General features: G+C 71.0%; 21 protein-coding genes and 2 pseudogenes. 11 read left to right on the plus strand and 12 right to left on the minus strand.

Features of this window, described 5'->3' with window-relative positions:
• From I73_RS07450 to I73_RS34815, 3 genes and pseudogenes are all read right to left on the minus strand, one after another.
• Window positions 1-2,798: efflux RND transporter permease subunit (locus I73_RS07450; RefSeq protein ID WP_022980040.1), on the minus strand; the 2,798-nt coding region annotated here is incomplete at its 3' end.
• 53 nt (window positions 2,799-2,851) lie between these two features.
• Window positions 2,852-4,081 (minus strand): efflux RND transporter periplasmic adaptor subunit, encoded by a 1,230-nt coding sequence (locus I73_RS07455; protein WP_026096428.1) that lies wholly within the window; start codon window positions 4,079-4,081, stop codon window positions 2,852-2,854.
• A gap of 134 nt (window positions 4,082-4,215) precedes the next feature.
• Window positions 4,216-5,227, minus strand: a pseudogene (locus I73_RS34815) (alpha/beta hydrolase fold domain-containing protein).
• 30 nt (window positions 5,228-5,257) lie between these two features.
• On the opposite strand from I73_RS34815, the gene I73_RS07465 reads away from it, so the two are divergent.
• Window positions 5,258-6,340, plus strand: a complete 1,083-nt coding sequence (locus tag I73_RS07465; protein WP_022980042.1) for a LysR family transcriptional regulator — start codon at window positions 5,258-5,260, stop codon at window positions 6,338-6,340.
• A gap of 60 nt (window positions 6,341-6,400) precedes the next feature.
• Here I73_RS07465 and I73_RS26645 read toward each other — a convergent pair whose 3' ends face one another.
• From I73_RS26645 to alr, 5 genes and pseudogenes are all read right to left on the minus strand, one after another.
• Window positions 6,401-9,091, minus strand: a complete 2,691-nt coding sequence (locus tag I73_RS26645; protein WP_148289723.1) for a TonB-dependent receptor — start codon at window positions 9,089-9,091, stop codon at window positions 6,401-6,403.
• Between the two features lie 420 nt (window positions 9,092-9,511).
• On the minus strand, window positions 9,512-9,913 hold the full coding sequence (gene arfB, locus I73_RS07475) for an alternative ribosome rescue aminoacyl-tRNA hydrolase ArfB (RefSeq protein ID WP_022980044.1): 402 nt from the start codon (window positions 9,911-9,913) through the stop codon (window positions 9,512-9,514).
• A 9-nt stretch (window positions 9,914-9,922) separates the two neighbouring features.
• Window positions 9,923-10,439 (minus strand): annotated as a pseudogene (locus tag I73_RS26650) (acyl-CoA thioesterase).
• 43 nt (window positions 10,440-10,482) lie between these two features.
• The gene (locus I73_RS07485) at window positions 10,483-11,127 is read right to left on the minus strand and encodes a hypothetical protein (RefSeq protein ID WP_159105861.1); all 645 of its coding nucleotides are present in this window, start codon (window positions 11,125-11,127) and stop codon (window positions 10,483-10,485) included.
• A 4-nt stretch (window positions 11,128-11,131) separates the two neighbouring features.
• Complete coding sequence (alr, locus tag I73_RS07490; RefSeq protein WP_022980046.1) at window positions 11,132-12,250, minus strand: alanine racemase; 1,119 nt, start codon at window positions 12,248-12,250, stop codon at window positions 11,132-11,134.
• Between the two features lie 165 nt (window positions 12,251-12,415).
• Here alr and lplT point away from each other — a divergent pair, with 165 nt between their 5' ends.
• Together lplT and I73_RS07500 are read left to right on the plus strand one after the other, a co-directional pair.
• On the plus strand, window positions 12,416-13,693 hold the full coding sequence (gene lplT, locus I73_RS07495) for a lysophospholipid transporter LplT (protein WP_026096429.1): 1,278 nt from the start codon (window positions 12,416-12,418) through the stop codon (window positions 13,691-13,693).
• A gap of 13 nt (window positions 13,694-13,706) precedes the next feature.
• The gene (locus tag I73_RS07500; RefSeq protein ID WP_022980048.1) at window positions 13,707-14,582 is read left to right on the plus strand and encodes a DMT family transporter; all 876 of its coding nucleotides are present in this window, start codon (window positions 13,707-13,709) and stop codon (window positions 14,580-14,582) included.
• Window positions 14,583-14,612: 30 nt separating this feature from the next.
• Here the strand turns inward: I73_RS07500 and I73_RS07505 are convergent, their stop codons facing one another.
• Window positions 14,613-15,287: a Crp/Fnr family transcriptional regulator gene (locus tag I73_RS07505; protein WP_022980049.1), complete on the minus strand. Its 675-nt coding sequence runs from the start codon at window positions 15,285-15,287 to the stop codon at window positions 14,613-14,615.
• Window positions 15,288-15,346: 59 nt separating this feature from the next.
• Between I73_RS07505 and I73_RS30805 the strand changes: the two genes are divergently transcribed.
• On the plus strand, window positions 15,347-16,522 hold the full coding sequence (locus I73_RS30805) for a DUF2332 domain-containing protein (protein ID WP_022980050.1): 1,176 nt from the start codon (window positions 15,347-15,349) through the stop codon (window positions 16,520-16,522).
• A gap of 67 nt (window positions 16,523-16,589) precedes the next feature.
• Here the strand turns inward: I73_RS30805 and I73_RS07515 are convergent, their stop codons facing one another.
• The gene (locus tag I73_RS07515; RefSeq protein ID WP_022980051.1) at window positions 16,590-18,431 is read right to left on the minus strand and encodes a bifunctional UDP-sugar hydrolase/5'-nucleotidase; all 1,842 of its coding nucleotides are present in this window, start codon (window positions 18,429-18,431) and stop codon (window positions 16,590-16,592) included.
• A gap of 94 nt (window positions 18,432-18,525) precedes the next feature.
• On the opposite strand from I73_RS07515, the gene I73_RS07520 reads away from it, so the two are divergent.
• From I73_RS07520 to I73_RS07550, 7 genes are all read left to right on the plus strand, one after another.
• The gene (locus I73_RS07520) at window positions 18,526-19,722 is read left to right on the plus strand and encodes an amino acid aminotransferase (protein ID WP_022980052.1); all 1,197 of its coding nucleotides are present in this window, start codon (window positions 18,526-18,528) and stop codon (window positions 19,720-19,722) included.
• An 82-nt stretch (window positions 19,723-19,804) separates the two neighbouring features.
• On the plus strand, window positions 19,805-20,884 hold the full coding sequence (locus I73_RS26660) for a GGDEF domain-containing protein (RefSeq protein WP_022980053.1): 1,080 nt from the start codon (window positions 19,805-19,807) through the stop codon (window positions 20,882-20,884).
• A 96-nt stretch (window positions 20,885-20,980) separates the two neighbouring features.
• Window positions 20,981-21,349: a DUF1924 domain-containing protein gene (locus tag I73_RS07530; RefSeq protein WP_083876614.1), complete on the plus strand. Its 369-nt coding sequence runs from the start codon at window positions 20,981-20,983 to the stop codon at window positions 21,347-21,349.
• 7 nt (window positions 21,350-21,356) lie between these two features.
• Window positions 21,357-21,848 (plus strand): diheme cytochrome c, encoded by a 492-nt coding sequence (locus tag I73_RS07535; protein ID WP_022980055.1) that lies wholly within the window; start codon window positions 21,357-21,359, stop codon window positions 21,846-21,848.
• Between the two features lie 9 nt (window positions 21,849-21,857).
• Complete coding sequence (locus tag I73_RS26665; protein WP_022980056.1) at window positions 21,858-22,601, plus strand: cytochrome b/b6 domain-containing protein; 744 nt, start codon at window positions 21,858-21,860, stop codon at window positions 22,599-22,601.
• A 14-nt stretch (window positions 22,602-22,615) separates the two neighbouring features.
• Window positions 22,616-23,278, plus strand: a complete 663-nt coding sequence (locus I73_RS07545; RefSeq protein WP_022980057.1) for a winged helix-turn-helix domain-containing protein — start codon at window positions 22,616-22,618, stop codon at window positions 23,276-23,278.
• Window positions 23,275-24,726: an ATP-binding protein gene (locus tag I73_RS07550; RefSeq protein ID WP_022980058.1), complete on the plus strand. Its 1,452-nt coding sequence runs from the start codon at window positions 23,275-23,277 to the stop codon at window positions 24,724-24,726. Before I73_RS07545 ends, I73_RS07550 begins: the two co-directional genes overlap by 4 nt.
• A gap of 73 nt (window positions 24,727-24,799) precedes the next feature.
• On the opposite strand, the gene I73_RS07555 is transcribed toward I73_RS07550, so the two are convergent.
• A complete protein-coding gene (locus I73_RS07555; RefSeq protein ID WP_022980388.1) occupies window positions 24,800-25,021 on the minus strand; it encodes a hypothetical protein in 222 nt (73 codons plus the stop codon).
• The coding region (locus I73_RS31465; protein ID WP_148289724.1) for a transposase domain-containing protein at window positions 25,018-25,163 on the minus strand (146 nt) is incomplete at its 5' end. The genes I73_RS07555 and I73_RS31465, both read right to left, overlap by 4 nt.

Genomic DNA, 25,163 nt, shown 5'->3' on the forward strand with positions numbered 1-25,163 from the left:
ACGTTGTTGTCACCCTTGGTGATCCACACGCCCGTCATCGCCGCCAGCAGGCTCATCGGCACGATCAGCAGGATGGCCAGCGGCAGGGTCAGGCTCTCGTACTGGGCGGCCAGCACCAGGAAGACCAGCAGGATGGCCAGCGGGAAGATCAGCGAGGCGGAGTTGCCGGCCAGGATCTCCTGGTAGGTCAGGTCGGTCCACTCGTAGGCGATGCCCGGGGGCAGCGTCTGGGCGGCGATGCGCTTGATGGCGTCCTGCGCCTGGCCGGACGAGTAGCCCGGCGCCGGCCCGCCGTTGATGTCGGCGGTCAGGAAGCCGTTGTAGCGCATGGCCCGCTCCGGCCCGAAGGTGGGCTCCACCTTCAGCAGGGCCGACAGCGGCACCATCTCGCCGGTGCTGGAACGCACCTTCAACGCACCCACGTCCTCCGGCCGGGCGCGGTAGGCCGCATCCGCCTGCACCCGCACCGAGTAGGTCCGGCCGAAGCGGTTGAAGTCGTTGGCGTACAGGCTGCCCAGGTAGATCTGCAAGGTGTCGAAGATGTCGGTCACCGAGACGCCCAGCTGGCGCGCCTTGGTACGGTCGATGTCGGCGTAGAGCTGCGGCACGTTGACCTGCCAGCTCGAGAACAGGCCGGCCAGCTCGGGCGTCTGGTAGGCCTTGGCCATGAAGGCCTTCTGCGCGGCGTCCAGCGCGTCATAGCCCAGCGAGGCGCGGTCTTCCAGCTGCAGCTTGAAGCCGCCGGTGGTGCCCAGGCCCTGCACCGGCGGGGGCGGGAACATGGCGATGAAGGCGTCCTGGATGCCGCCGAACTTCTGGTTGAGCTGCTGGGCAATGGCGCCGGCGCTCAGCGACGGGTCCTTGCGCTGGTCGAAGTCCTTCAGCGCCACGAAGACGATCCCGGAATTGGCGCTGTTGGTGAAGCCGTTGATCGACAGGCCGGGGAAGGTGATGGCGTGCTCCACGCCGGGCTGCTGCATCACGATCTGGTCCATGCGCCGGGTCACCGCCTCGGTGCGGTCCAGCGTGGCGCCGTCGGGCAGCTGGGCGAAGCCGATCAGGTACTGCTTGTCCTGCGCCGGCACGAAGCCCTTGGGCACGATCTGGAACAGGCCCACGGTCAGCAGCGCCAGCACGGCGTAGATCGTCAGCATCACGGCCTTGCGCGAGATGGCCCCGCGCACGCCACCGCTGTAGCGCTCGGCACCGCGGTGGAACAGGCGGTTGAAGCCGCGGAAGAAGCCGCCCAGCATGCGGTCCATGCCGCGGGTCAGCCAGTCCTGCGGCTCGCCGTGGCCCTTGAGCAGCAGCGCGGCCAGCGCGGGCGAGAGGGTCAGCGAGTTGATGGCCGAGATCACCGTGGAGATGGCGATGGTCAGCGCGAACTGGCGGTAGAACTGCCCCGTCAGACCGGTGATGAAGGCCAGCGGCACGAACACCGCCACCAGCACCAGGGCGATGGCGATGATGGGGCCCGAGACCTCGCGCATGGCCCGGTAGGCCGCCTGGCGCGGCGTGAGGCCGCCCTCGATGTTGCGCTCCACGTTCTCGACCACCACGATGGCGTCGTCCACCACGATGCCGATGGCCAGCACCAGGCCGAACAGCGACAGCGCGTTGATCGAGAAGCCGAACAGCGCCATCACGCCGAAGGTGCCCACCACCGCCACCGGCACGGCCAGCAGCGGGATGATGGAGGCCCGCCAGGTCTGCAGGAACAGGATGACCACCAGCACCACCAGGGCGATGGCCTCCAGCAGGGTGTGCACCACCGATTCGATGGAGGCGCGCACGAACTGCGTCGGGTCATAGACGATCTCGTAGGTCACGCCGTCGGGCATGCTCTTCTGGATGTCGGCCATGGTGGCGCGCACCCCGTCGGAGATGGCGATGGCGTTGGAGCCCGGGGCCGCGAAGATGGGCACGGCCACCGCGTCCTTGCCGTCCAGCATGGAGCGCAGCGCGTAGTCGGCCGCGCCCAGTTCGATGCGGGCGATGTCGCGCAGGCGGGTCACCGCGCCGTCGGCGCCGGTGCGCGCGACGATGTCGCCGAACTCGTCCTCGGTCTGCAGCCGGCCCTGGGCGTTGAGCGGCAGCTGCACGTCGATGCCCTGCAGGCCCGGCGAGGCGCCGACGATGCCGGCGGCGGCCTGCACGTTCTGCTCGCGGATGGCGGCCACCACGTCGCTGGCCGACAGGCCGTGGGCCGCCACCTTCTGCGGGTCCAGCCAGATGCGCATGGCGTAGTCGCCCGAGCCGAAGAGCTGCACGTCGCCCACGCCGGGCACGCGCGCCAGCCGGTCCTTGACGTTGAGCACCGCGTAGTTGCGCAGGTAGGTCATGTCGTAGCGGCCGGTGGGCGACAGCAGGTGGACCACCATCGTCAGGTCCACCGAGGACTTGACGGTGGTAATGCCCAGGCGGCGCACCTCCTCGGGCAGACGGGCTTCGGCCCGGGCCACGCGGTTCTGCACCAGCTGCTGTGCCTTGTCGGGGTCGGTGCCCAGCTTGAAGGTGACGGTCAGGGTCATCAGGCCGTCGGTGGTGGCCTGGCTGCTCATGTAGAGCATGCCCTCGACGCCGTTGATCTGCTCCTCGATGGGCGTGGCCACCGTCTCGGCGATCACCTTGGGGTTGGCGCCGGGGTAGTTGGCCCGCACGACGATGGAGGGCGGCACCACCTCGGGGTATTCCGAGATGGGCAACCCGCGCACCGCGATCAGGCCGCCGAGGAAGATCAGCAGCGAGAGCACGCCGGCGAAGATCGGCCGGTCGATGAAGAACTTGGACAGGTTCATGGGGTGTCCTGGAAGGGGTTCAGGGGCGGGATGGCAGCGCGGGAGCCCGGGGCTCAGGAGCGCTCACCCGCCTTCTTCTGGTTCTGGGCCTGCAGCTCGCCCTTGGCGTCCATGGGCACCAGCTGCGGCGCCACCTCGATACCGGGGCGCACCCGCTGCAGGCCGTTGACGACGATCTGCTCGCCGGCCTTCAGGCCCGAGGCCACCACGCGCAGGCCGTTGACCGGCGCGCCCAGCGTGACCTCGCGGTAGGCCGTCTTGTGGTCGGCGCCCACCACCCAGACATAGCGCTTGTTCTGGTCGGTGCCCACCGCGCGTTCGTTGATCAGCAGGGCCGGCACTTTCTTGGCCTGGCCCAGTTGCAACTGGGCGAACTGGCCCGGCATCAGCGCACCGTCGGCGTTGTCGAACACCGCGCGCAGACGCACCGTGCCGCTCTGGGTGTTGACCTGGTTGTCCACCAGCTGCAGGAAGCCGGTGTGCGGCGTGGCGTCCCCTTCGGCGGTGCTCATCTGCACCGGGATCTGGTCGATGCGGGCGCGCTGGCCCGCCCCGCCCGGCAGGCCGGCCAGGGCCTTGGCCACCGTCGCCTCGTCGGCGTCGAAGCTGGCGTAGATGGGGCTGACCGAGACCAGGGTGGTCAGCACCGGGGCGCCCGGGCCGGCGGCCACCAGGTTGCCCACGGTGACCTCGCGCCGGCCCACACGGCCGGACACCGGCGCGCGCACCACCGTGTAGCTGAGGTTGAGCTTGGCCGTCTGCAGCGCGGCCTGGGCGGCGCTGAGATTGGCCTCGGCCTCGCGGGCGGCGTTGTCGCGCTCGTCCAGGTCGCGCTGGGCGATGGCGTGGTCGTCCCACAGGCGCTGGGCGCGCTCGCGCTCGCCGCGGGTGTAGTTGACCCGCGCCTGGGCGGCCAGCACCTGGGCATGGGCGCGGTCCACCTCGGCCTGGTAGGGCGCGGGGTCGATGGTGAACAGCGGGTCGCCGGCCTTGACCAGCGCACCCTCGCGGAAGTGGCTGGCCACGACCGTGCCCGAGACGCGGGCGCGCAGCTCCACATGGTCCACGGCCTCCAGGCGGCCGGAGAAGGCGGTCCAGGGCGCCACGTCCTGCTGGACAACGGCGGCCACCGAGACCGGCATGGCGGGCGGGGCGGCGGGCGTGCCTTCGGCCCCGGCCTGGTGGGACACCAGCAGGGCGGCGGCCCCCAGCGCCAGCGCGGCGGTGATGGAGGTCAGCACGAAGGGATGGGGACGGCGGGAATAGGTGGTGAAGAAGGACATGGTGGGCTCCTCGAGACGACGAACAGATGCGAACAACAGATGCGGGAATGCGAAACAGCAGGGCAAAGCAGGCCCCGGCCTCCCCGTGGGGTGGCCTCGGCCGGGCCCGGTGGGCCCGTCAGAAAGGGGTCACCTCAGGCGGCGCTCGGGCCGGCCTCCGGTTCAGGACGTCCGGCACCCCGCGCAGGGCGCCGGACGGTGGGACAGCAGGCCAGCCCCTCGGCCAGGAAGGCCTGCAGGGCCGGTCGCAGCTCGGCCACCCAGGGCGCCTGCAGGCTGCTGAGCCGGCTCAGCGCCCAGGGCCAGCCGGTGGGGCCGGCCAGGCAGCGTGTCTGCACCGCCACGCCCGCGGCCTGCAGGGCCTGGGCATAGCCCAGGCCCTCGTCACACAGCGGATCGTCCGCGCCCACCGCCACCAGCGCCGGGGTCACATGGGCCAGGCGCGCGGCGTGCAGCGGCGCGGCACTATGGGTGGTCGCCTTGGCGTCCCAGGTAGGCCACCCAGCCGCGGGCGATGGCGCAGTCGGCGCAGCCCTGCCCCGCCTCGCGCAGCGACGCGGTGGCCATGCTCGGGTCCAGCAGGGGCGAGAGCAGCACCTGCCCGGCCAGCGGCAGGCCCTGGTCGCGCGCCCACAGGGCCAGGCCGGCCGCCAGGTTGGCGCCGGCCTCCTCGCCCGCCACCCACAGGGCCGTGCCGGCTCCGGCCAGCCGGGTGCGCGCCCGGCGCAGCCTGCGCAGCAGGGCCCCGGCCGCCTGCAGCGCCGCCGGAAAGGGCTGGGCCGGCGCCTTGGGGTAGTCCAGCGAGACCACCACCGCGCCGCTCTGGGCCAGCAGGCGGGCGGTGGGCAGGCCGCTGTCCAGATCCCCGCCGGTGAAGCTGCCGCCGGGCAGGTGCAGCACCAGGGGGCGCCGGGTCTTCGCCCCGCAGGCCCCGTCCACGGCCCCATGGATGCGCACCGCCAGCGGCGCGTCCAGGCCGGCATCGACCTGGGTGTCGCGCCAGGCGGCGGTGAGCGGGGTGAGGGCGTTCATGGGGTGGGGACGGAAGAGGTTCAGCGTTGGGGTGAACGATAGGTGTTGCGGCCATCGAAATAAACCACCGTGCACCAGACACAGTTTTTCCGGTGATGAAACAATGCAGCGCATCCCACCCACCCCGCCGCAGGAGTCCCCACGATGGACAAGCTCAGCGCCATGCAGGCCTTCACCCGCGTCGTCGAGGCCGGCACCTTCACCAAGGCCGCCGACTCGCTGGGCCTGCCCAAGGCCGCCGTCACCCGGCTGATCCAGTCCCTGGAGGACCAGCTGCAGACGCGCCTGCTCAACCGCACCACGCGGCGCGTCACGGTCACGCCCGATGGCGCGGCCTACTACGAGCGGGTCAGCCGCCTGCTGGGCGACCTGGACGAGCTGGAAGGCTCGCTCAGCCACGCGCGGGTCACGCCCAAGGGGCGCATCCGGGTGGATGTGTCATCCTCGGTGGCGCGGCTGCTGCTGATCCCGGCGCTGCCGCAGTTCCACGCCCAGTACCCCGAGATCCAGATCGACCTGGGCGTGAGCGACCGGCCGGTGGACCTGGTGAGCGACAACGTGGACTGCGTGCTGCGCGGCGGCGAGATCACCGACCCCTCGCTGGTGGCGCGCCGGGTGGGCTTCTGGCGCTTCGTCTGCGCGGCCTCGCCGGACTACATCCGCCGCCACGGCCTGCCGCGCCACCCGCGCGAGCTGGAGACGGGCGAGCACAAGGTGGTGAGCTACTTCTCGGCCCGCACCGGCCGGCATTTCGTCTTCGACTTCAACCGCGACGGCGAACGCATCGAGGTGCAGGGCCGCTACAAGTTGTCGGTCAACGACGGCAACGCCTACCTGACAGCCGCGCTGCACGGCCTGGGCATCGTGCAGATCCCCTACTTCACGCTGCGCCCGCACATGGACGCGGGCGAGCTGGTGCCCCTGCTGTGCGACTGGGACGCCGACCCGGTGCCGATCTACGTGGTCTACCCGCCCAACCGGCACCTGAGCACCAAGCTGCGCGTCTTCGTGGACTGGGTGGCCGACCTGTTCCTGCGCCACACCGACGCCGAGGAACAGCTGCTGGCCGCCTGCTGCCTGGACGAGCACGGCAAGCCGCCGACCAGCTGCGTGATGCTGGAGGCCTGGTACGAGCAGCTGGAGGCCGAGCACGCGGCCCACCGCGCGGCCGAGGCCGCCACCGCCCAGGCGCTGGCCCCGCTGCGGGTAGCGACCCCGGCGCGCTGAACATGAAAAAAAGCCCCGCAGGCCTGCGCCTGCGGGGCTGTGCCGATCGCGCGGCGCGCGTCAGAACGTGTAGGTGCCGCGGGCGAAGAAGGTGCGGCCGGTCGCGTCGGTGAAACGCGGGTCGTAGCCCTGCTGGAAGGTCGCCCCCTGGTTGGAGAACGGCGGGTTGGTGTCAAACAGGTTGCGCACGCCAGCCGTCAACGACAGGGCCTTGGTGGCATTCCAGGTCACGCTGCTGTCCCACACCGAGTACTCGCCCACGCGGTGGTGGTTGTAGGTGTCGTTGGCCAGGTCGTTCTGGTCCATGTAGTGGGACTTGAAGTGGTTCGCCAGGTTCACCGACCAGTCGCCGTAGGTCCAGTCCACGCTCAGGGTGTGCTGCCAGCGGAAGATCGGGCCGTTGTCGGCGTACACACCGACGTTCTGGATCCAGACCCCGTTTTCCTCGTTCTGGTAGATGTACTTGCTGACGTAGGTGCCGTTCAAGCCGAAGCGGAACAGGCCCCACGACTCCGTCTTGAGCCGATAGTCCGCAGACAGGTCCACGCCCGAGGTCTTGATGCCGCCCAGGTTCTGGTTGGTCAGGTCCACGTAGCCGCAATCGCTGCCGGGGCAGTCGGTGCCCGAGATCGACAGGTCGCCATTGGAATTGCGATGGAACAGCGACGCGTACTTGGTGGGGTCGCCGAACACCGTGGTGTCGGCCAGGGCGCCGATCTGGTGCTGCAGACGGATCCAGTAGAAGTCCGCACTGACCGTCAGATCCTGCAGGGGCTCCAGCACCATGCCGAAGGTCGCGCTCTGCGACTTCTCGGGCCGCAGCGCCTTGTTGCCGCCGTTGCGCACCATGAACTGGGTGTCGCACACCGCCGACGCGCTCTTGCCCGCCACGGGCGTGCCGCTCGGGCAGTTCACCGGGTCATCCCAGGAGTTCGCGCTGTTGGTGAAGGTGTCGGGGGAGTTCAGCTCGTACAGCGAGGGTGCGCGGAAACCGGTGCTGAAGGAACTGCGGAACAGCAGCTTTTCCAGCGGCTGGAAGCGCATGCTCAGCTTGGGGTTCACCGTGTTGCCGAAGTCGCTGTAATGGTCACCACGCACGGCGGCCGTCACATCCAGCGTCTTGAGCACCGGCAAGTTGAATTCGGCGTACAGCGCGGTCACGTCGCGGCTGCCCGCACCGCCGGAACTCGGGTCGATGCCGGTGCTGGCCACCACCTCCGTGGCCAGCGCTGCTTCGGTGGCGTAATAGTTCTTCTCGTGGCGCACTTCGGCACCCAGGGCCAGCGCAGCCTTGCGGCCGGCACCCAGCCAGTCGCCCAGGTCGCGGCTGACATGGCCATCCCAGTCCAGGGTTTCGGCCTGGCCGGACATCAGCTTGCCGCTGGCCCCCGCAGCCTTGATGTAGGCCATGCCGGCCGCATCCTGTGCGCCGAAGGGATTGATGGTGCCGTTCTCCAGCCCGGCCGCGATCAGATCGCCATTGGTGTAGCCGCCGGTGAGCCAATAGCTGAACCGGTTCTGGTTGTAGGCCAGGGCCGTCGAGTAGTCCCAGTCCTCGCCCAGCATGCCTTCCAAGGAGACCAGCAGACGCTGCTGGGTGTTGGTGGTCTGGTCCTGGCGCCCGCCGCTGGCGGTGTCACGCCAGTAGGCCGTGATGGGTTGGGAGGCGTCGATCGCCACGCCGGTGGGCGCGGGGGTGATGCCGTTGCCGGGGTAGAACTGGGTGCCGGCATCCACCGTCATGCCCGAATAGGGCACGCCGGCAATATGGGTCGCAACCTTGCTCTGGCTGGCGAAGTACTCCAGCGTCAGCACCGAATCCTGCGGCAGATTGAACGTGCCCTTCAGGTAACCGGTCGTGCGCTGAGATTCCGGCACCAGGTCCACCTTGCTGGTGTAGTCATAGCGGCAGGTGCCGTTGCTGCTGGCAAAGGTGTTCGGGCTGGTGCAACTGCCGGATTCCGGATTGGTCGTGTAGGTGTTGCCGTCGATCCCGGTGTAGTCGTAATTGGCCGGGAAGGTATTCCCGGAGGACTTGGTCACCCCGCGCGAGGGGATATACCCCGTCTTGCCGAACGAGCGCTGCGTGGCCTTGATGCGGTCTTGCTTTTCGACATCCAGCGAGGCGATGATGCTGTAGCCGTCGTTGGACAGATCGCCCCAGCCATAGGCCACACTGCCGTTGTAAGCGGAGCCACCCGAGTGCTGGGGAGCGTCCGCACCCAGCGTGATGCTGCCGCCGTGCATGTCCGAGCGGGTGATGAAGTTGATCACGCCGCCCACGGCGTCGGTGCCATACAGGGCCGACGCGCCGTCACGCAGCACTTCGATGCGCTCGATGACCGCGAAGGGGATGGTGTTCAGGTCGACGGCCGAGCCGTCGTAGGCATTGTTGGCCAGGCGCCGGCCATTGAGCAGCACCAGCGTCTTGTTGGCGCCCAGGCCGCGCATGTCGGCATAGGAGGCCCCCGCCGTCATCGCCCCCACCGCGCCGCTGGTGACCGAGGAGGATTGGTTGGCCGTGAGCAGCTGCATGGCCTGCTCCACCGTGGTGATGCCCTGGGCCTTGAGCGTGTCCGCCTTGATCACCGTCACCGGCACGGCGGTCTCCGCATCCACCTGCTTGAGGCTGGAACCCGTGACCGAAATACGCTGAGGCTGCTGCGCATCATCCGTGCTGGCCTGGGCCTGCGCGGATAGATTCACCAGCATCAGCAGGCCGCCAAAAGCCGCCGTCAAACTCTGACTCAACAAGGTCTGCTTGATCACTCAACTACTCCAAAAGTTAGGCCGATAGACCATTTCCCGACACCCATCCATCCAGACCCGTGTGAGGCCATGGATTGACATCTGTCAAGAGGGAGTAATTATTTTGGAGTAAACCACCGCGCAGGGCCGGTGCTTCCAGATGGCGGCCCTTTGTAAATTTACATAGCGTTGCTATATTGCATCGCAATCGCGACTGATAATTTTGTTTGTATCCAGATTATTTCTGTATAATTAATATATATTTCCGATCTTTTCCAATCATCAGCAAGGGCGTGATCGGCTGAAAATATATTTCAGGAAAATTCAGAAACAAATAACTCACCCCGACCGCATTTCAACCACGCAGCGCGACTTCAGGCGCCAGCCTGATCGCGTCATCCAGGGCTGCGCTTCGGCAAGCTGTCAGTGGTCGACCTTGCTGCGCCCGGCCTTGATCGCTCCGCGCTTGACCTTCGAATCAACCCGCCGGCGCTGCGAGCCCCAGGTGGGTCGGGTGGCGCGGCGGGCCTTGGGCTCATGCGCGGCCGCGTCCACCAGGGCCTGCAGGCGCGCCAGCGCGTCGGCCTGGTTGCGCGGCAGGCTGCGGTGCTCCTGGGCCTTGATGGTGACCACGCCGTCCTGGCCGATGCGCTGGTCCGGCCAGGCCATCAGCCGGGTCTTCAGGGCCTCGGGCAGGCTGCTGGCGCCGATGTCAAAGCGCAGCTGGGCCGCGTTGGACACCTTGTTCACGTTCTGCCCACCCGCCCCCTGCGCCCGGATGGCGGTGAACACCACCTCCGCGGGGTCGATGCGGGGCGCGCGCATGGCCGTGGCTCAACCTTCCAGCGGCTGGTCCGGCGGGGGCGGCGGGGCCTGGCGCACCTCGGCCTGGCGCTGCTCCATCTCCGAGCGCAGCTGGCGCCGCACCTTGGCATTGGCCCAGCGCCGGCGTTCTTCCTGCGTGGCGGGCTTGCGCGGCGGCACCGCCACCGGCTTGCCGTCCTCGTCCACCGCCACCATGGTGAAGAAGCAGCTGTTGGCGTGGCGCACGACCTGGGTGCGGATGTTCTCGGCCACCACCTTGATGCCGATCTCCATCGAGGAGGTACCGGTGTGGTTCACCGAGGCCAGGAAGTGCACCAGCTCGCCCACGTGGATGGGCTGGCGGAACATCACCTGGTCCACGCTGAGCGTGACCACGTAGCGGCCGGCATAGCGGCTGGCACAGGCGTAGGCCACCTGGTCGAGGAACTTGAGGATTGGTGCCGCCGTGCACATTGCCGCTGAGTTTGGCCATGTCGGGGGTCATCAGCACGGTCATCGAGAGCTGGTGCGAGGGCAGGTGTTCCATGAGGGCTTGGGCGGCCCCACGGGCCGCGTCAGAAGAAAAGAAGTCAGCCCAGCGGCAGCGGCCGGGCCGGTGGCAGCCACACCGGCTGCCCCTGGGCGTCGAGTTGCAAGACGCGCACCCGCTCACGGCCGCGGTCGATGATGAGATCCACCGCATCGCGCGCGTGGCTGGCCGTCAGGCGCGCCCACACGGCCGAGTCGGACGGGCCCGGCAGCGCCGGGGGCTGCCCCATGGGCCGCCAGTGACCGGCCTTGCCGGCCGCCGCCAGCCGCCCGGCCGGGTAATGCCACCAGCGGTGCTGTGGCACGTTGTGCCGGTCGCGCCAGCCCACGGTCATGGTCAGCCCGGCGGTGGACCATTCGCCCACAAACACCGAGGGCGCGCCATCGTCCACCTCGTCCAGCGCCAGCACACGCAGCGGGCGCAGGCGGCCTTCGGGCAGGTCCACCTGCCAGGTCTGCAGGCGGATGTCGGTGGTGGTGTGCTGCCCTCCGGAAAACCCGCTCAGATCGGGCAGCCAGGGCTGGCGCACCGAGGCATGGGCCACCACCACCCACAGCACATGCGGATGCAGCGTGCCGACCTCGGCGCTGATGATCCAGCTCGGGCGGTCCACCTCGCGGCCACAGCCGGCCAGGCCCAGCGTGCCCGCCAGGGGAGCCGAGACGATCAGCACCCGGCGTCGCATGGCCTCAGCCCAGCGTGCCGTCCACGCGCACCGGCACGCGCGGCGCCACGGCGCACATCAGCTCGTAGCCCAGGGTGCCGGCCGAGCGGGCCACCTCGTCGATGGACAGCAGGCTGTCGTGCGGGCCGCGGCCCCACAGCGTCACCTCGCTGCCCAGGCCGGCGTTGGGCACCGGCGTCAGGTCCACGCTCAGCATGTCCATCGACACGCGGCCGACAGTGCGGGTGCGCACGCCGTCCACCAGGATGGGCGTGCCGGTGGGCGCCACGCGCGGGTAGCCGTCGGCGTAGCCGCAGGCCACGATGCCGATGCGCATCGGGTGCTCGGCCACGAAGTGGCTGCCGTAGCCCACGCTGTCGCCGGGCTGCAGATTCTGGGTGGCGATGAGCTGGCTGCGCAGGGTCATGCCCGGCTGCAGGCCCCACTGGGCCGCCGCATGCTCGGGGAAGTCGGGCGAGCTGCCGTACAGCAGGATGCCGGCGCGGATCCAGTCGGCGCGCACGCCGGCCTCGGCCAGGTGGCGCAGCGTGGCCGCGCTGTTGGCCAGGCAGCGCTCGCCGGGCAGGTCCTGGGTGGCGGCGTTGAAGGCCGCCATCTGGTGGGCGATGCCGTTCTGGCCGAAGCGGTCGGCATCGGCGTCGGAGAAGTGGGTGATCAGCGTGATCTCGTCGACCTGCGGCAGCGCATTCAGCCGCGCCCAGGCCCCGCGCACCGCCGGGCCGACAAAGCCCAGCCGGTTCATGCCGGAGTTGACCTTCAGGAAGACATGGTGCGGCTGGTGCGTCTTGTGCGAGGCCAGCCAGTCGATCTGCTGGTCGCAGTGGACCACGTGCGAGATGTTCAGGCGCGAGCACAGCTCCAGGTCGCGGGCCTCGAAGCAGCCTTCGAGCAGCAGGATGGGGCCCCGCCAGCCCAGGGCGCGCACGCGCTCGGCCTCGGCCAGATCCAGCAGGGCGAAGCCATCGGCCCCGCGCAGCGCGTCGAACACGCGCTCGATGCCATGCCCGTAGGCATTGGCCTTGACCACCGCCCAGACGCGGGCGTCCGGGGCCTGGGCACGCGCCCGGTTCAGGTTGTGGTGAATGGCTTGGACATGAACCAGGGCTTCGATCGGACGGGGCATGATGACGAGTTTTCCTCTCGCCAGGGATTGTGCCAGCCGTGGCTGACAAGCCGGCCGCACACCCCGCATGCTATAAACCCGCTCGCTTTGCCAAGGAGACCTTGCGCGCCACGGCCGGGCAATGACCTTAGCGTCACCCGACACACCGCATCGCCTCGCCCCAGCATGAAAAAAGGCTTTTTCACCATCATGTCAGCGCAGTTTTTCAGCTCGCTGGCAGACAACGCATTGCTGGTCGGCGCGATCGAACTGCTGAAGACCTCCGGGGCCCCTGCCTGGCAGATCCCGGCGCTCACGCCGATGTTCGCGCTGTTCTACGTCATCCTCGCCCCCCTGGTCGGCGCCTTCGCCGACGCGGTGCCCAAGGGCAAGGTCATGCTGTACTCCAACGGCATCAAGGCCATCGGCTGTCTGATGATGCTGTTCGGCAGCCACCCGCTGCTGGCCTACGCCGTCGTCGGCCTGGGCGCGGCCTCCTACTCGCCGGCCAAGTACGGCATCCTCACCGAGCTGCTGCCGCCCTCCCAGCTGGTCAAGGCCAATGGCTGGATTGAGGGCCTGACCATCGCCTCCATCATCCTGGGCGTGCTGCTGGGCGGCCAGCTGGTGGGTCCGCGCCTGTCGCCCATCCTGCTCGGTTTCGACATGCCGCTGATCGACACCGGCGTGGACACCCCGGCCCAGGCGGCCATCGCCACCATCGTCTCGCTGTACCTGATTGCGGCCATGTTCAACCTGCGCATCCCCCGCACCGATGCGCCACTGCAACCGCTGTCGGTCAACGCACTGGAGCTCATCCGCGACTTCGGCCACTGCAACACCCGGCTGTGGAAGGACAAGCTCGGCCAGATCTCGCTGGCCACCACCACCCTGTTCTGGGGCGTCTCGGGCAATCTGCGGGTCATCGTCTTCGCCTGGGCCGCCGCCGCCCTGGGCTACAGCACCACCCAGGCCTCCAGCCTGGTGGGCGTGGTGGCCGTGGGCACGGCCGCCGGCGCGGTGGTGGCCTCGGTCTTCATGCGGCTGGACCGGGCCACCAAGGTGCTGCCCCTGGGCATCGGCATGGGCCTGCTGGTGGTGGGCCTGAACCTGGTGCACCACGCCTGGCTGGCCGTGCCCTTCCTGATCGTGCTGGGCGCGCTGGGTGGCTACCTGGTGGTGCCCATGAACGCGCTGCTGCAGCACCGCGGCCACAACCTGATGGGCGCCGGCCGTTCCATCGCGGTGCAGAACTTCAACGAGCAGACCTGCATCCTGGCCCTGGGCGCCGTCTACACCGGCATGACCCGGGTGGGCCTGACCGCCTTCACCGCCATCGCCGTCTTTGGCCTGGGCGTGGCCAGCCTGATGTGGCTGATCCGCCGCTGGCACCGGCGCAACTGCGTCGTCCACCGCGCCGAGGTGGAGCGCCTGCTGGCCATCGCCCGCAGCGACTGCCACTGAACGGGTCCGGGGCATGACCGACACCCGTTCCCACGCGGGGCGCGGCCCCGCGCTCGCGCTGCTGGCCAACGCCGCCGTCTGGGGCCTCTCGTGGTGGCCGCTGCGCCAGCTGCAGGCTCTGGGCCTGCACCCGCTGTGGGCCACCGCCCTCATCTTCGCCATCGCCGCCGCGCTGATCAGCCTGCGCTGGCGCGGCGCCTGGCCAGCCCTGCTGCGCCGCCCCCTGCTGTGGTGCATCGTGGTGGCCGCCGGCATCAACAACGCCTGCTTCAACTGGGGCATCACCGAAGGCGATGTGGTGCGGGTGGTGCTGCTGTTCTACCTGATGCCGCTGTGGACCGTGGTGCTGGCGCGCTGGGTGCTGCACGAGCGCATCAGCCGGGCCGGCCTGCTGCGGGTGGCGCTGTCGGTGGGCGGCGCGGCCCTGGTGCTGTGGCCGCGCGAAGGCCACGGCCTGCTGCAGGGCGCCCGCGCGGTGGACCTGCTGGGCGCGGTGGCCGGCTTCTTCTTCGCGGTCAACAACATCCTGCTGCGCAAGGCCAACGACCGCGACAGCGGCGCCCCCGGCCTGGCCATGTTCCTGGGCGGCCTGGTGGTGGCCCTGCCGCTGGCCGCACTGCTGCCCGGCGTGCCCACGCCACCTGCCGCAGCGCCGGGCTGGCTGGGGGCCTGCGCCGCGCTGGCCATCGTCTACGTGGGCAGCAACCTGGCCCTGCAGTACGCCGCCACCCGGCTGCCGGCCAACGCCACCTCGGTGCTGATGATCACCGAGGTGCTGTGGGCCGCCGGCAGCGCCCTGCTGCTGGGCGCCGGCAGCCTCAGCCTGCCGCTGGCACTGGGCGGCGCGCTCATCCTGGGCTCGGCCCTGCTGGCAGCGCTGCGGCCCTGAGCGGCGCCGGCGCCCCGGCACGTCACGCCCTCAAGGCGGCAGCCACAGCCCGCCATAGGCCCGGCGCAGGCGGCCCTGGGTCACCAGCGCGGCGAGCAGGCTGTTGACCGTCTGGCGGGACAGGCCGGCCAGGGCCGCCAGCTCGGCCTGGGTGGTGCGCAGGCGCTGCCAGCCCTGGGCGTCGCGCTCGCGGCCGGGCTGTTCGCGCCGCATCTGGTCCAGCGCCAGCGTCAGGCGCGCCATGGCCCCGTGGTGGCGGGCCGCAGCCAGCTGGCGCATGGTCGCGTCATGGCGGCGAGCGAACTCGGCCATCAGCGCGCGGGCAAAGCCCGGCACGCCGTCCATCAGCAGCTCGTAGGCCGCCGGCCCCAGCACCAGCAGGCGGCTGGGCCGGGTGGTGATGGCTTCGTAGGTGGCGGGCAGGCCGCTGGCGAAGGAAGCCAGGCCGAAGAGCTGCATCGGCTGGGTGTGCTCCACCACCGACACCGCCCCGTCCACCGTGCCCAGGCGAATGGCCACCTCGCCGGCCATCACGCCGTACAGCGCCGGCGTGGCCGCGCCCTGGGCGAACACCACCGCCTGCGCCGGCAGGCGCCGCAGCTGCACCCGCGGCAGCAGGGCCTGCAGCGTGGCGGCGGGCCAGGGCAGTTGGGGGAACTGGTGGCCCAGCAGCAGCGACAGATCGGTCAGGGCATCGGCAGCCATGGCCGGAATTGTCGGGCACCCGACACTTTCCGCGGCCGGGCCGCTTTACGCTGCGCGGCATGGACACGCCCACCCTTTGCAGCCCCCTGGCCGATCACCCACACGCCGCCCGCTACGAGCGCCATGGCCTGCACGAGTTTGTCGAAGAGCCGCTGTACCAGCGCCTGTGCCGGCTGACCGCGCGCCACCCGGCCGCCCTGGCCCTGCACGAGGCCCTGCCGCCCGGCCCGCTGCGCCCCACGCTGTGGCTGGCCGCGCTGCACGAGCGGGTGCTGGCCGGTGGCCCGGCCCGGCCGGACGCGCTGGCCCACTGGTACGCCAGCGTGGGCGCGCCCCGCGCGGTGGACGACCCCGCCCTGCCCGCGGCCTTCGATGCCTTCGTCACCCGCCACGCCGAAGTGCTGCGCCAGCACCTGGCCTTGCGCGGCACGCAGACCAACGAGGTGGGCCGCGGCGCGGTGCTGCGCCCGGTCCTGGCCGAGATCGCCCGCCTGAGCGGGCGCCCTCGCCTGGCCCTGTTCGACTTCGGCGCCAGCGCCGGCCTGAACCTGAACCTGGCGCACTACCGCGCCGTCTACCAGTTCGACGATGGCCGCGCCGACCTGGCGGTGGGCCCGGCGGGCGAGGCCACGCCCACCCTGCCCTGCCGCGTGCACGGCCCGCTGCCCGCCCCCCTGCTGGCCCCCGACGCCTGGACCCTGGCCGCCACGCTGGGCTGCGACCTGCAGCCGGTGAACCTGCGCGACCCGCTGGCCCGGCGCTGGTTGTCGGCCTGCCTGTGGCCGCGCGACGCCGAACGGGCCGAGCGCCTGCGCCGCGCGATGGCGCTGGCAGAGACCCACCCGCCCACCGTGCGGGCCCACACCGACGGCCTGAGCCTGCTGGCCAATTGGCTGGACCGGCTGCCGCCGGACGTGACCCCGGTGCTGTGGCACAGCTGGGTGCTGGCCTATTTCAGCCCCGGGACGCTGGCCGACTTCCGCCGCCGGGCCGAGGCCCTGGTGCGCGAACGCGGGCTGTGGTGGCTCTCCGCCGAGGACGGGCCGCGCACCCAGGCGCTGAGCGGCCTGACGCCGCCCGCCGACCCGGTGGCGGGTGAGGACCGCGCCGACCCGGCCCTGCACACCTTCTGGGTGCTCAGCGGGCCGGACGCGCGCAGCGCGGATGGCATCGGGCGCCGGCTGCTGGCCCGCACGCACCCGCACGGGCGCTGGCTGGCCTGGGCGGGGGACTGAGCGGCGGGCTCAAGGCCGAGGCACTGGGCACTGGCGGCTCAAGGCTGCAGAGCCGGCCGCTGGTGCCTCAAGGCCGCCAGGTCACCCGCGGCGCCGGGTCGGGCGCAGGCGCAGCCTGCTGCACAAAGGCCACCAGGGCGTCGGCGTCGTTGGGGCCGGTGTGGCGGTCGCGGCCCTGGCGCAGCAGGGTGAAGCCGTCGCCCCCCTCGGCCAGGAAGCTGTTGACCGCCACACGGTAGTCGCGCCCGGGCTGCACCGGCTGGCCACCCACGGTCAGGTCGCTCACATGCTGGCCCGCCGGGGCACTGGCCGTCCAGGTGTAGCGCAGGCTGGCCGAGGGCTGCAGCAGCTTGGCCTCGCCATCCGGCCGCGCCTGCTGCTCCAGCAGGGCGCGCAGCTGGGCGCCGGTCAGCGTCAGCACCACCACGTCGTTGCCGAAGGGCTGCACGGTGAACAGCGCGCCATAGCCCACGGCGCAGGGCGGCTGCTGGCCGTCGCAGAGCAGGTCGCCGCGCAGGCCGCCGGGGTTGGTCAGCGCCAGCTCGGCGCCGCCCTGGGCCGGCGCGCGGGTGGCCGCCCACTGGGCGTCGGCCACCAGGTGGCCCACGGTGCTTTCGCCATGCGGGCCACCGCGGGTGAAGTGGCCGAGCAGCCGGCCCACCGGCCGCTCGGCGATCGGCCGCACCGCCGCCACGTCGCGCGCCACCAGGGCGGCCAGGGTCGGGTCGTCGCCCTCCTGGGCCAGGGCCTCGCCCCAGGGCGCGGGCGTGGCCTGCACGATGCGCGTGCGCAGCGCCGCCGGGGTCAGGCTGTTGAGCACCGGCAGGTTGATGCTGCGGGTCTGGGCCGGCAGCGGCGCGCCGGTCTTGGCGTCCAGCACCAGATCCACCACCGACACGCCGCGGCCATAGGAGGTGGCCTGGATGATCACCCGGCCGTCGCGCTCGCAGCGGTAGCCCTGGTGGGTGTGGGCCGAGAACACCACCTGGATCTGCGGCAGCAGGCGCTGGGCGATGTCGAAGATCGGTCCATGCGCCCCGGGGCAGCTGGCATCGTTCCAGTCGGCCCGCTCGCCGGGGCTGCCCAGCTCGCCGCCCTCGTGCACCACCGCCACCAGCGTGTGGACGCCCTGGGCCTGCAGGGCGCGGGCCGCGGTGTTGATGGCCTCGGCCTCGTCGGTGAAGCGCAGGCCCCGGATGCCCGAGGGCACGACGATGCCCGGCGTGCTGCGGGTGACCGCGCCGATCACCCCCACCGGCACCCCGTGGATCTGGAAGACCGCCGAGGGTGCCAGCACCGGCCGCCCGCCCACGTCCACCACATTGGCCCCCAGCAGCGGAAAGCGCATGCCAGTGAAGGGCTGGCCGTCGGCGCAGGAACGCACCGCCTCGTCGGCCGCATCGGCCCGGCAGCCGCCGTGCATCAGGCGCTGCAACTCGGTCAGGCCGGCGTCGAACTCGTGGTTGCCCACCGCGCCCACGTCCACCCCCAGGCGGTTGGCCACGGCCACCGTGCTCTCGTGGCGGAACAGGGTGGACACCAGCGGCGCGGCGCCCACGAGGTCGCCGCTGGAAATCAGCAGGCTGTCGGGCGCGCCGGCCCGCAGGCGCTGCACCAGCCCGCCCAGGGCCGCCGCGCCGCCCACCGGCACGCTGACCGGACGGCCGGCCTGGGCCGGATCCGGCCAGGGCAGGCTCTGGCCGGCGGCCTCCAGGTGACCGTGGAAATCGTTGAAGGCAATCAGGCGCAGCGGCAGGGCCGGCCCCGCGGGCGAAGCAGCCGAAACAGCAGAAGCGGCGGCGGCGGGTGCAGCGGGTTCCGGTGCGGTCGCGCAGGCGGACAGGGCCCCCAGCAGCAAGACGGCGCCGGCCCAGGCCCGCAGCCTGTGGAAGGGGGGTGGGGTCGACATGGCCCGGCCATCATGCCAGGGCGCCCATGCCGCCGGGCCTTTGGTGGACAATCCCGGGTCCTTCCGATCCTTTCTCCAACAGAGCAGAGCGTCCATGTTCCAGCACATCGAACCCTACGGCGGCGACCCCATCCTCACGCTCAACGAGAACTTCCAGAAGGACCCGCGTCCGAACAAGATCAACCTGTCCATCGGCATCTACTTCGACGATGCCGGGCAGATCCCGGTGATGGCCGCGGTGCGCGAGGCCGAGGCCCGCATCGCCGCCCAGACCGGCCCCAAGCCCTACCTGCCGATGGAAGGCCTGCCCGCCTTCCGCACCGAGGTGCAGAAGCTGCTCTTCGGCGCCGGCCACCCGGTGCTGACCGACGGCCGCGTCGCCACCATCCAGGCCGTGGGCTCCAGCGGCGGCCTGAAGGTGGGCGCCGACTTTCTGCACCGCTGGTTCCCGCAGAGCCAGATCTGGGTCAGCGACCCCACCTGGGACAACCACAAGGCCGTCTTCGAAGGCGCGGGCGTCACCGTCCACACCTACCCCTACTACGACGCCGCCACCGGCGGCCTGCGCTTTGACGACATGCTGCACGCCCTGCGCCAGCTGCCGGCCCAGAGCGTGGTGCTGCTGCACGCCTGCTGCCACAACCCCACCGGCGTGGACCTCAGCCCCGCCCAGTGGGACGCGCTGATCCCGGTGCTGCGCGAGCGCCAGCTGCTGGCCTTCCTGGACCTGGCCTACCAGGGCTTCGGCGACAGCGTGGACGCCGACGCCTACGCCGTGCGCGCCCTGGCCGCGGCCGGCCTGTCCTTCTTCGTGGCCAACAGCTTCTCCAAGAGCCTGAGCGTCTACGGCGAGCGCTGCGGCGCGCTCAGTGTGGTCTGCCCCGATGCCCAGCAGGCCGACGTGGTGCTGGGCCAGCTCAAGGCCACCGTGCGCCGCAACTATTCCAGCCCGCCGCTGCATGCCGGCCAGCTGGTGGCCACCGTGCTGGGCACGCCCGAGCTGCACGCTCTGTGGGTGAAAGAGCTCGACGCCATGCGCGAGCGCATCCAGGCCATGCGCGCCAAGCTGCACGCCATCATCAGCGCCAAGGTGCCGGGCCGCCATTTCGACTACTTCATCACCCAGCGCGGCATGTTCAGCTACACCGGCCTCTCGCCCGCCCAGGTGGACCGCCTGCGCGAGGAGTTCGGCGTGTACCTGGTGCGCTCGGGCCGCATGTGCGTGGCCGGGCTGAACAGCGCCAACGTGGAGCGCACCGCCGAGGCCATGGCCGCCGTGCTGGCCAGCTGACATCCGGCCTCCTGGGTCTTCCCGGGGCCCCATCAAGTCACAGCTGGTAACAGCTCTGCCAGAATGGTCTCCGGGGGAGACCATGCATTTCTCGTGGCGGATCGAACATCTGGAACGTCAGAACGACTTCCAGGACCCGGCGGAGCGACAGCTCTTCCGCCAGGTGACCGTGCGGGACACGCGGTCGCTGGCCACCGCCATCCAGGGTTTCGGCTGGACGGTGTGGCTGGTGTCGGTGCTGCTGCGGCACCCGTCCGAGCTGAACATGACCGCGGTGGTGATCGCCGGGCTGTGCATGCCCGTGGCCATGGCGCTGACCTGGTCCACCCGCGGGCCGGTGACCAACGGCCTGGCCCGCTGCCTCTACATCGTCTTCCTCGCCCTGGGCCTGAAGGTCGACATCCTGATCACCAGCTCGCCCGTGTTCTGGGTGCTGCCGCTGGGGGCCGCCATCACCGTGGGCATGTCGCCCATCTACACCGGCTTGGTGTCCTACACGGTCAGCGCGGCGGCCGTCTGGGGCATTCTGCTGCTGGGCCTGTTCGAGCCCCTGCTGCGCGCCAACGACGCCGACTGGGTGCTGCTCTTCCTGCTCTCGGTGATGGCGCTGGGGGTCACGCTCAACCTGCTGTTCCGCCACGAGCGCAAGCGCATCTTCCTGAGCCAGCGCGAGCTGGCCCGGCTGGCCTTCCGCGACGGGCTGACCGGCCTGCACAACCGCCGCAGCTTCATGCTGGCGGTGGGCGAGCACCTGCAGCGCCAGCCCGGCAGCGGCCATCTGATGCTGGTGGACGTGGACGACTTCAAGCAGGTCAACGACCGCCACGGCCACGAGACCGGCGACCAGGTGCTCAGCGCGGTGGCCCAGGCCATCGCCCGTTGCGCCGAGCCCCAGGTGTGCGGCCGGCTGGGCGGCGAGGAATTCGGCGTGCTGCTCACCGATGGCAGCGACCCCGAAGCCTTCGGCCGCCGCCTGTGCGAAACGGTGGCCGGCCTGAGCGCCGCCGGCCTGCACATCACCATCAGCGCGGGCATCGCCGCCTTCCGGGCCGACGAGCCGATCAGCGCCACCTTCCGCACCGCCGACGAGGCGCTCTACCGCGCCAAGCGCCTGGGCAAGAACCGCAGCCTGCTGGCCGAGCCCGCGTCAGGCCCCTCTTAAGGCGGGCTTCATCCCCCCTGGCGACCATGCCGACCATCGTTCATTCCGAGGTCCGACATGGTTTCCCTGATCCGACAACACGGTGCGGCCGCCCTCATGGCCGCGCTGCTGGGCGGCCTGAGCACCGCCGCCCTGGCCGCCACCCCCGCTGAGCTGCTGGCCGGCTACAGCGCCGAAGCCGGCGTGCGCGCCGAGCCCGCCCGCGGCCAGGCCTTCTTCACCCAGCGGCACGGCCAGGAATGGGCCTGCGCCAGCTGCCACACCGCCCAGCCCACCCAGGCCGGCAAGCACGCCGTCACCGGCAAGAGCATCGCCCCCATGGCCCCGGCAGTGAACGCCGAGCGCTTCACCGACCTGGCCAAGACGGAAAAGTGGTTCCGCCGCAACTGCAAGGACGTGGTCGGCCGCGAATGCCAGGCCAACGAAAAGGCCGACGTGCTGGCCTGGCTCATGACGCTGAAGTGAGGCCGCGATGAAGACCCCCCTTCTGCCCATCCTGCCCCTGATGGCCGCCCTGGCCCTGCTGGCCAGCCCCCTGCACGCCGAGGAAGAAGAGCACGGCGAACACGGCCGCAGCGCCCGCGTGCCCGCCCTGCCCCAGTACCAGGCCGAATGCAGCGCCTGCCACGTGGCCTTCCCGGCCAGCGGCCTGCCCGCGGCCTCCTGGGCCCGGCTGATGCAGAACCTGCCCCAACACTTCGGCACCGATGCGTCGCTGGACCCGGCCACCACCCGGCAGATCAGCCAATGGCTGCAGGCCAACGCCGCCACCGGCCGCCGCGCCCAGGACACCCCGCCCGAGGACCGCATCACCCGCAGCGCCTGGTTCGTGCGCGAGCACCACGAGATCAGCGCGGCCACCTGGCAGCGCGCGGCCATCGGCAAGGCGTCCAACTGCGCGGCCTGCCACACCGGCGCGCCCCAGGGCCGCTTCAGCGAACACGACGTGCGCATCCCGCGCTGAGGAACAAGCATGACCACGATGAACCCCGGCGCCGCCCCGGCCGAGGCCTCGGCCCCCGAGACCCACGAGACCGTCCTCGCCCCCGTGAAGGTGTGGGACTGGCCGGTGCGCGTCTTCCACTGGCTGGCCGTGGCCTGCTTTGCCGGCGCCTGGCTCACCGCTGAAAGTGAGCGCCTGCACCTCATCCACATCAGCTGCGGCTACACCCTGGCCGGCCTGGTGGCCTTCCGCGTGGTGTGGGGCCTGCTGGACACCGGCCACGCCCGCTTCGCCAACTTCGTGCGCAGCCCGGCCGCCGCCTGGCGCTACGTCACCTCGCTGCTGGGCGATCGGCCGCTGCACTACACCGGCCACAACCCGGCCGGCGCGCTGGCCATCGTCGCGCTGCTGGGGCTCATCGCCCTGACGGTGGGCCTGGGCTGGGCCACCGAAACCGAGCGCCTGCCCGGCTGGCTGGACGAGGGCCACGAACTGGCCGCCAACGCCCTGATGGCCCTGGTGGTGGTGCACCTGGTGGGCGTGGCCGTGGGCAGCCTGCGCCACCGTGAGAACCTGCCCCGTGCCATGCTCACCGGCCTCAAGCGCGGCCTGCCGGGCGAAGGCATCCGCCGCCAGCACGGCTGGCTGGGCGCCCTGGTCTTGATCTGCGCCCTGGGCTTCTGGGCCTGGCAATGGCACAGTGCACCGGTGAGCACCGGCCAGGGCGCAGCCCTGGTGGGTGGCGAGCGTGACCACGACAACGACGACGACTGAGCCCACGAGCCCCCATGCGCATCCTGCTGGCTGAAGACGACCCCCTGCTGGGCGATGGCCTGCGCGCCGGCCTGCGCCAGCAGGGCTTTCTGGTGGACTGGGTGCGCGACGGCCAGGCCGCCGAGCGCGAGCTGCGCAGCGGTGTGTACAACGCCGCCGTGCTGGACCTGGGCCTGCCCCTGTGCGACGGCATGGACGTGCTGGCCCAGGTGCGCCGCGCCGGCACCGCCATCCCGGTGCTGGTGCTGACCGCCCGCGACGCCGTGAGCGACCGCATCCGCGGCCTGGACGCCGGGGCCGACGACTACGTGGTCAAGCCGGTGGACCTGCTGGAGCTGGGCGCCCGCCTGCGCGCCCTGGTGCGCCGGGCCCACGGCCAGCCGCAGGAACAGCTGACCGCCGGCGACGTGGCCCTGGACCCGGCCAGCCGCAGCGTCACCCTGGCGGGCGAACCCGTCGCCCTCTCCGCCCGCGAATTCGACCTGCTGCAGACCCTGATGCTCAACGCCGGCCGCGTGCTCAGCCGCGAGCAGCTGGAACAGCACCTCTACAGCTGGGGCCAGGAGGTGGAAAGCAACGCGGTGGAGGTCTATGTGCACCACCTGCGGCGCAAGCTGCGGCCCGAGCTCATCGTCACCGTGCGCGGCGTGGGCTACATGCTGCCCCGGCCCGCATGAGCCGGGTGGCGCGCCCCGTCTCGCTGCAGCGCCGGCTGATGCTCAGCGTCACCGGTGCGGTGGCGCTGCTGTGGCTGCTGACCGCCTGGGTGACCTACAACGAAACCCGCCACGAACTGGAAGAGCTGCTGGACGCCCACCTGGCCCAGGTGGCCGGACTGCTGGTGAGCCAGGCCGGCCATGGCGAGGTCGACGCCCACGACCTGGACGCCGCCGAGGCGGATGCCCGTGACGACGACGCGGACACCGACGATCAGGGCAGCGACCACGGGCGCGTGGACACCCCCACCCTGCACCGCCACGCCCAGCGCGTGGCCTTCCAGGTCTGGCAGGACGGCCAGCTGCGCATGCGCTCGCCCACCGCCCCGCTCACCCCGCTGACCGAGCTGCGCCACGGCTTTGAAACCCGCGCGCTGGACGGTGAACCCTGGCGCCTCTTTGCCACCCAGGGCCGCGGCCGCGGCGTGCAGGTCTATGTGGCCGAGCGCATGAGCTCACGCGCCGACATCCTGCAAGGCATGCTGGTGGGCCTGATGAGCCCGCTGGCCCTGGCCCTGCCGCTCATCGCCCTGGCCGTGTGGTGGGCCGTGCGCCGCGGCCTGCGCCCGCTGGGCCAGCTGGGCCAGACCCTGGCCGGCCGCCAGCCGGGCGATCTGTCGCCCGTGGTGCTGCCCGGCGCCACCCCACCGGCCGAGCTGCTGCCCGTGCTGCAAAACCTCAACGACCTGCTGGCCCGCATCGGTGCCCTGCTGGACAGCGAACGCCGCTTCACCGCCGACGCCGCCCACGAGCTGCGCACCCCCATTGCCGCCATCCGCGCCCAGGCCCAGGTGGCCCTGGCCGCCAGTGAAGACGCCGAACGCCGCCACGCCCTGCAAGCCACCCTGCAAGGCTGCGACCGCGCCAGCCACCTGGTGCAGCAGCTGCTCACCCTGTCACGGCTGGAAGCCGCCGACACCGCCGCCCCCACCCCCGGCACCCCGCCGGTGGACCTGGCCGCCCTGGCCCGCGCCGTGGTGGGCGAACTGGCCCCCGAGGCCGTGGCCCGGCAGCAAACCCTGTCGCTGGACGCCCCGGCCCAGCTGCTGCTGGCCCTGCCCCAGCCCGGCCACGACACCCTGCTGCGGGTGCTGCTGCGCAACCTGGTGGACAACGCCCTGCGCTACAGCCCCGAAGGCGCCCAGGTGCAGGTGCGCCTGAGCCAGGACGCCCAAGGCATCCTGCTGGCCGTGGACGACAGCGGCCCCGGCCTGAAAGACGCCGAACTTGCCCGCCTGGGCGAGCGCTTCTTCCGCAAACTGGGCACCGGCCGCAGCGGCAGCGGCCTGGGCTGGTCCATCGTGCGGCGCATTGCCGCTGTCCAGCGGGCCCAGGTGCAGGTGGGGCGTTCGGCCCCGCTGGGGGGGCTGGGGTTGCAGGTGCGTTGGCCCACCGAGCCCGGCGCCTGAGCGCGGACAGCTTGCATGCCGGCCATGAAAAACGTAAGCGGCCAGCCGTCCCGTCTTGACGCGTCCCCGTGGATCAAGGCCCGTTGACTTCGTCGGTGATCTCGTCGTGTTCGAAGAAGCGCCCCACCGCACGGTCGAGGCGCTTGAGCAGCGCGTTCAACGACTCGCCATCGCGGCGCACGAGCATCGCCATCGCGTTGTGGCCGTCGTCTGCGGTCGCCGTACATTCGATGGAGCCCATCGGGCCGATGCCCAAGCTGCCACCGTTGTCGATGAGTGCATCGAGGTTCTTCATGCTGCGACCTTTGGTGCGGCATCGCAGGGCCGCCATCGATGCGGCAGCAACTCGTCGAGCCGATGGTTCGGATGTGCGAGCAGCCGTTCGAGGACATCGCGCAGGTAGGCCCAGGGATCGTGCCCATGCATCTTGGCCGACT

It is taken from the genome of Ideonella sp. B508-1 (genome assembly GCF_000333615.1).
GTDB lineage: Bacteria > Pseudomonadota > Gammaproteobacteria > Burkholderiales > Burkholderiaceae_C > Ideonella.

Excerpts from the sequence above, each read along its gene's own strand:
- lplT (WP_026096429.1), top strand. The coding sequence starts at position 12,416 with ATGAAAAAAGGCTTTTTCACCATCATGTCAGCGCAGTTTTTCAGCTCG.
- I73_RS26665 (WP_022980056.1), top strand. The coding sequence starts at position 21,858 with ATGACCACGATGAACCCCGGCGCCGCCCCGGCCGAGGCCTCGGCCCCC.
- I73_RS07535 (WP_022980055.1), top strand. The coding sequence starts at position 21,357 with ATGAAGACCCCCCTTCTGCCCATCCTGCCCCTGATGGCCGCCCTGGCC.
- I73_RS26660 (WP_022980053.1), top strand. The coding sequence starts at position 19,805 with ATGCATTTCTCGTGGCGGATCGAACATCTGGAACGTCAGAACGACTTC.
- I73_RS07555 (WP_022980388.1), bottom strand. The coding sequence starts at position 25,021 with ATGAAGAACCTCGATGCACTCATCGACAACGGTGGCAGCTTGGGCATC.
- I73_RS30805 (WP_022980050.1), top strand. The coding sequence starts at position 15,347 with ATGGACACGCCCACCCTTTGCAGCCCCCTGGCCGATCACCCACACGCC.
- alr (WP_022980046.1), bottom strand. The coding sequence starts at position 12,250 with ATGCCCCGTCCGATCGAAGCCCTGGTTCATGTCCAAGCCATTCACCAC.
- I73_RS07465 (WP_022980042.1), top strand. The coding sequence starts at position 5,258 with ATGGACAAGCTCAGCGCCATGCAGGCCTTCACCCGCGTCGTCGAGGCC.
- I73_RS07530 (WP_083876614.1), top strand. The coding sequence starts at position 20,981 with ATGGCCGCGCTGCTGGGCGGCCTGAGCACCGCCGCCCTGGCCGCCACC.
- I73_RS07520 (WP_022980052.1), top strand. The coding sequence starts at position 18,526 with ATGTTCCAGCACATCGAACCCTACGGCGGCGACCCCATCCTCACGCTC.
- I73_RS07505 (WP_022980049.1), bottom strand. The coding sequence starts at position 15,287 with ATGGCTGCCGATGCCCTGACCGATCTGTCGCTGCTGCTGGGCCACCAG.
- arfB (WP_022980044.1), bottom strand. The coding sequence starts at position 9,913 with ATGCGCGCGCCCCGCATCGACCCCGCGGAGGTGGTGTTCACCGCCATC.
- I73_RS07455 (WP_026096428.1), bottom strand. The coding sequence starts at position 4,081 with ATGTCCTTCTTCACCACCTATTCCCGCCGTCCCCATCCCTTCGTGCTG.
- I73_RS07485 (WP_159105861.1), bottom strand. The coding sequence starts at position 11,127 with ATGCGACGCCGGGTGCTGATCGTCTCGGCTCCCCTGGCGGGCACGCTG.
- I73_RS07500 (WP_022980048.1), top strand. The coding sequence starts at position 13,707 with ATGACCGACACCCGTTCCCACGCGGGGCGCGGCCCCGCGCTCGCGCTG.
- I73_RS07545 (WP_022980057.1), top strand. The coding sequence starts at position 22,616 with ATGCGCATCCTGCTGGCTGAAGACGACCCCCTGCTGGGCGATGGCCTG.
- I73_RS07550 (WP_022980058.1), top strand. The coding sequence starts at position 23,275 with ATGAGCCGGGTGGCGCGCCCCGTCTCGCTGCAGCGCCGGCTGATGCTC.
- I73_RS07515 (WP_022980051.1), bottom strand. The coding sequence starts at position 18,431 with ATGTCGACCCCACCCCCCTTCCACAGGCTGCGGGCCTGGGCCGGCGCC.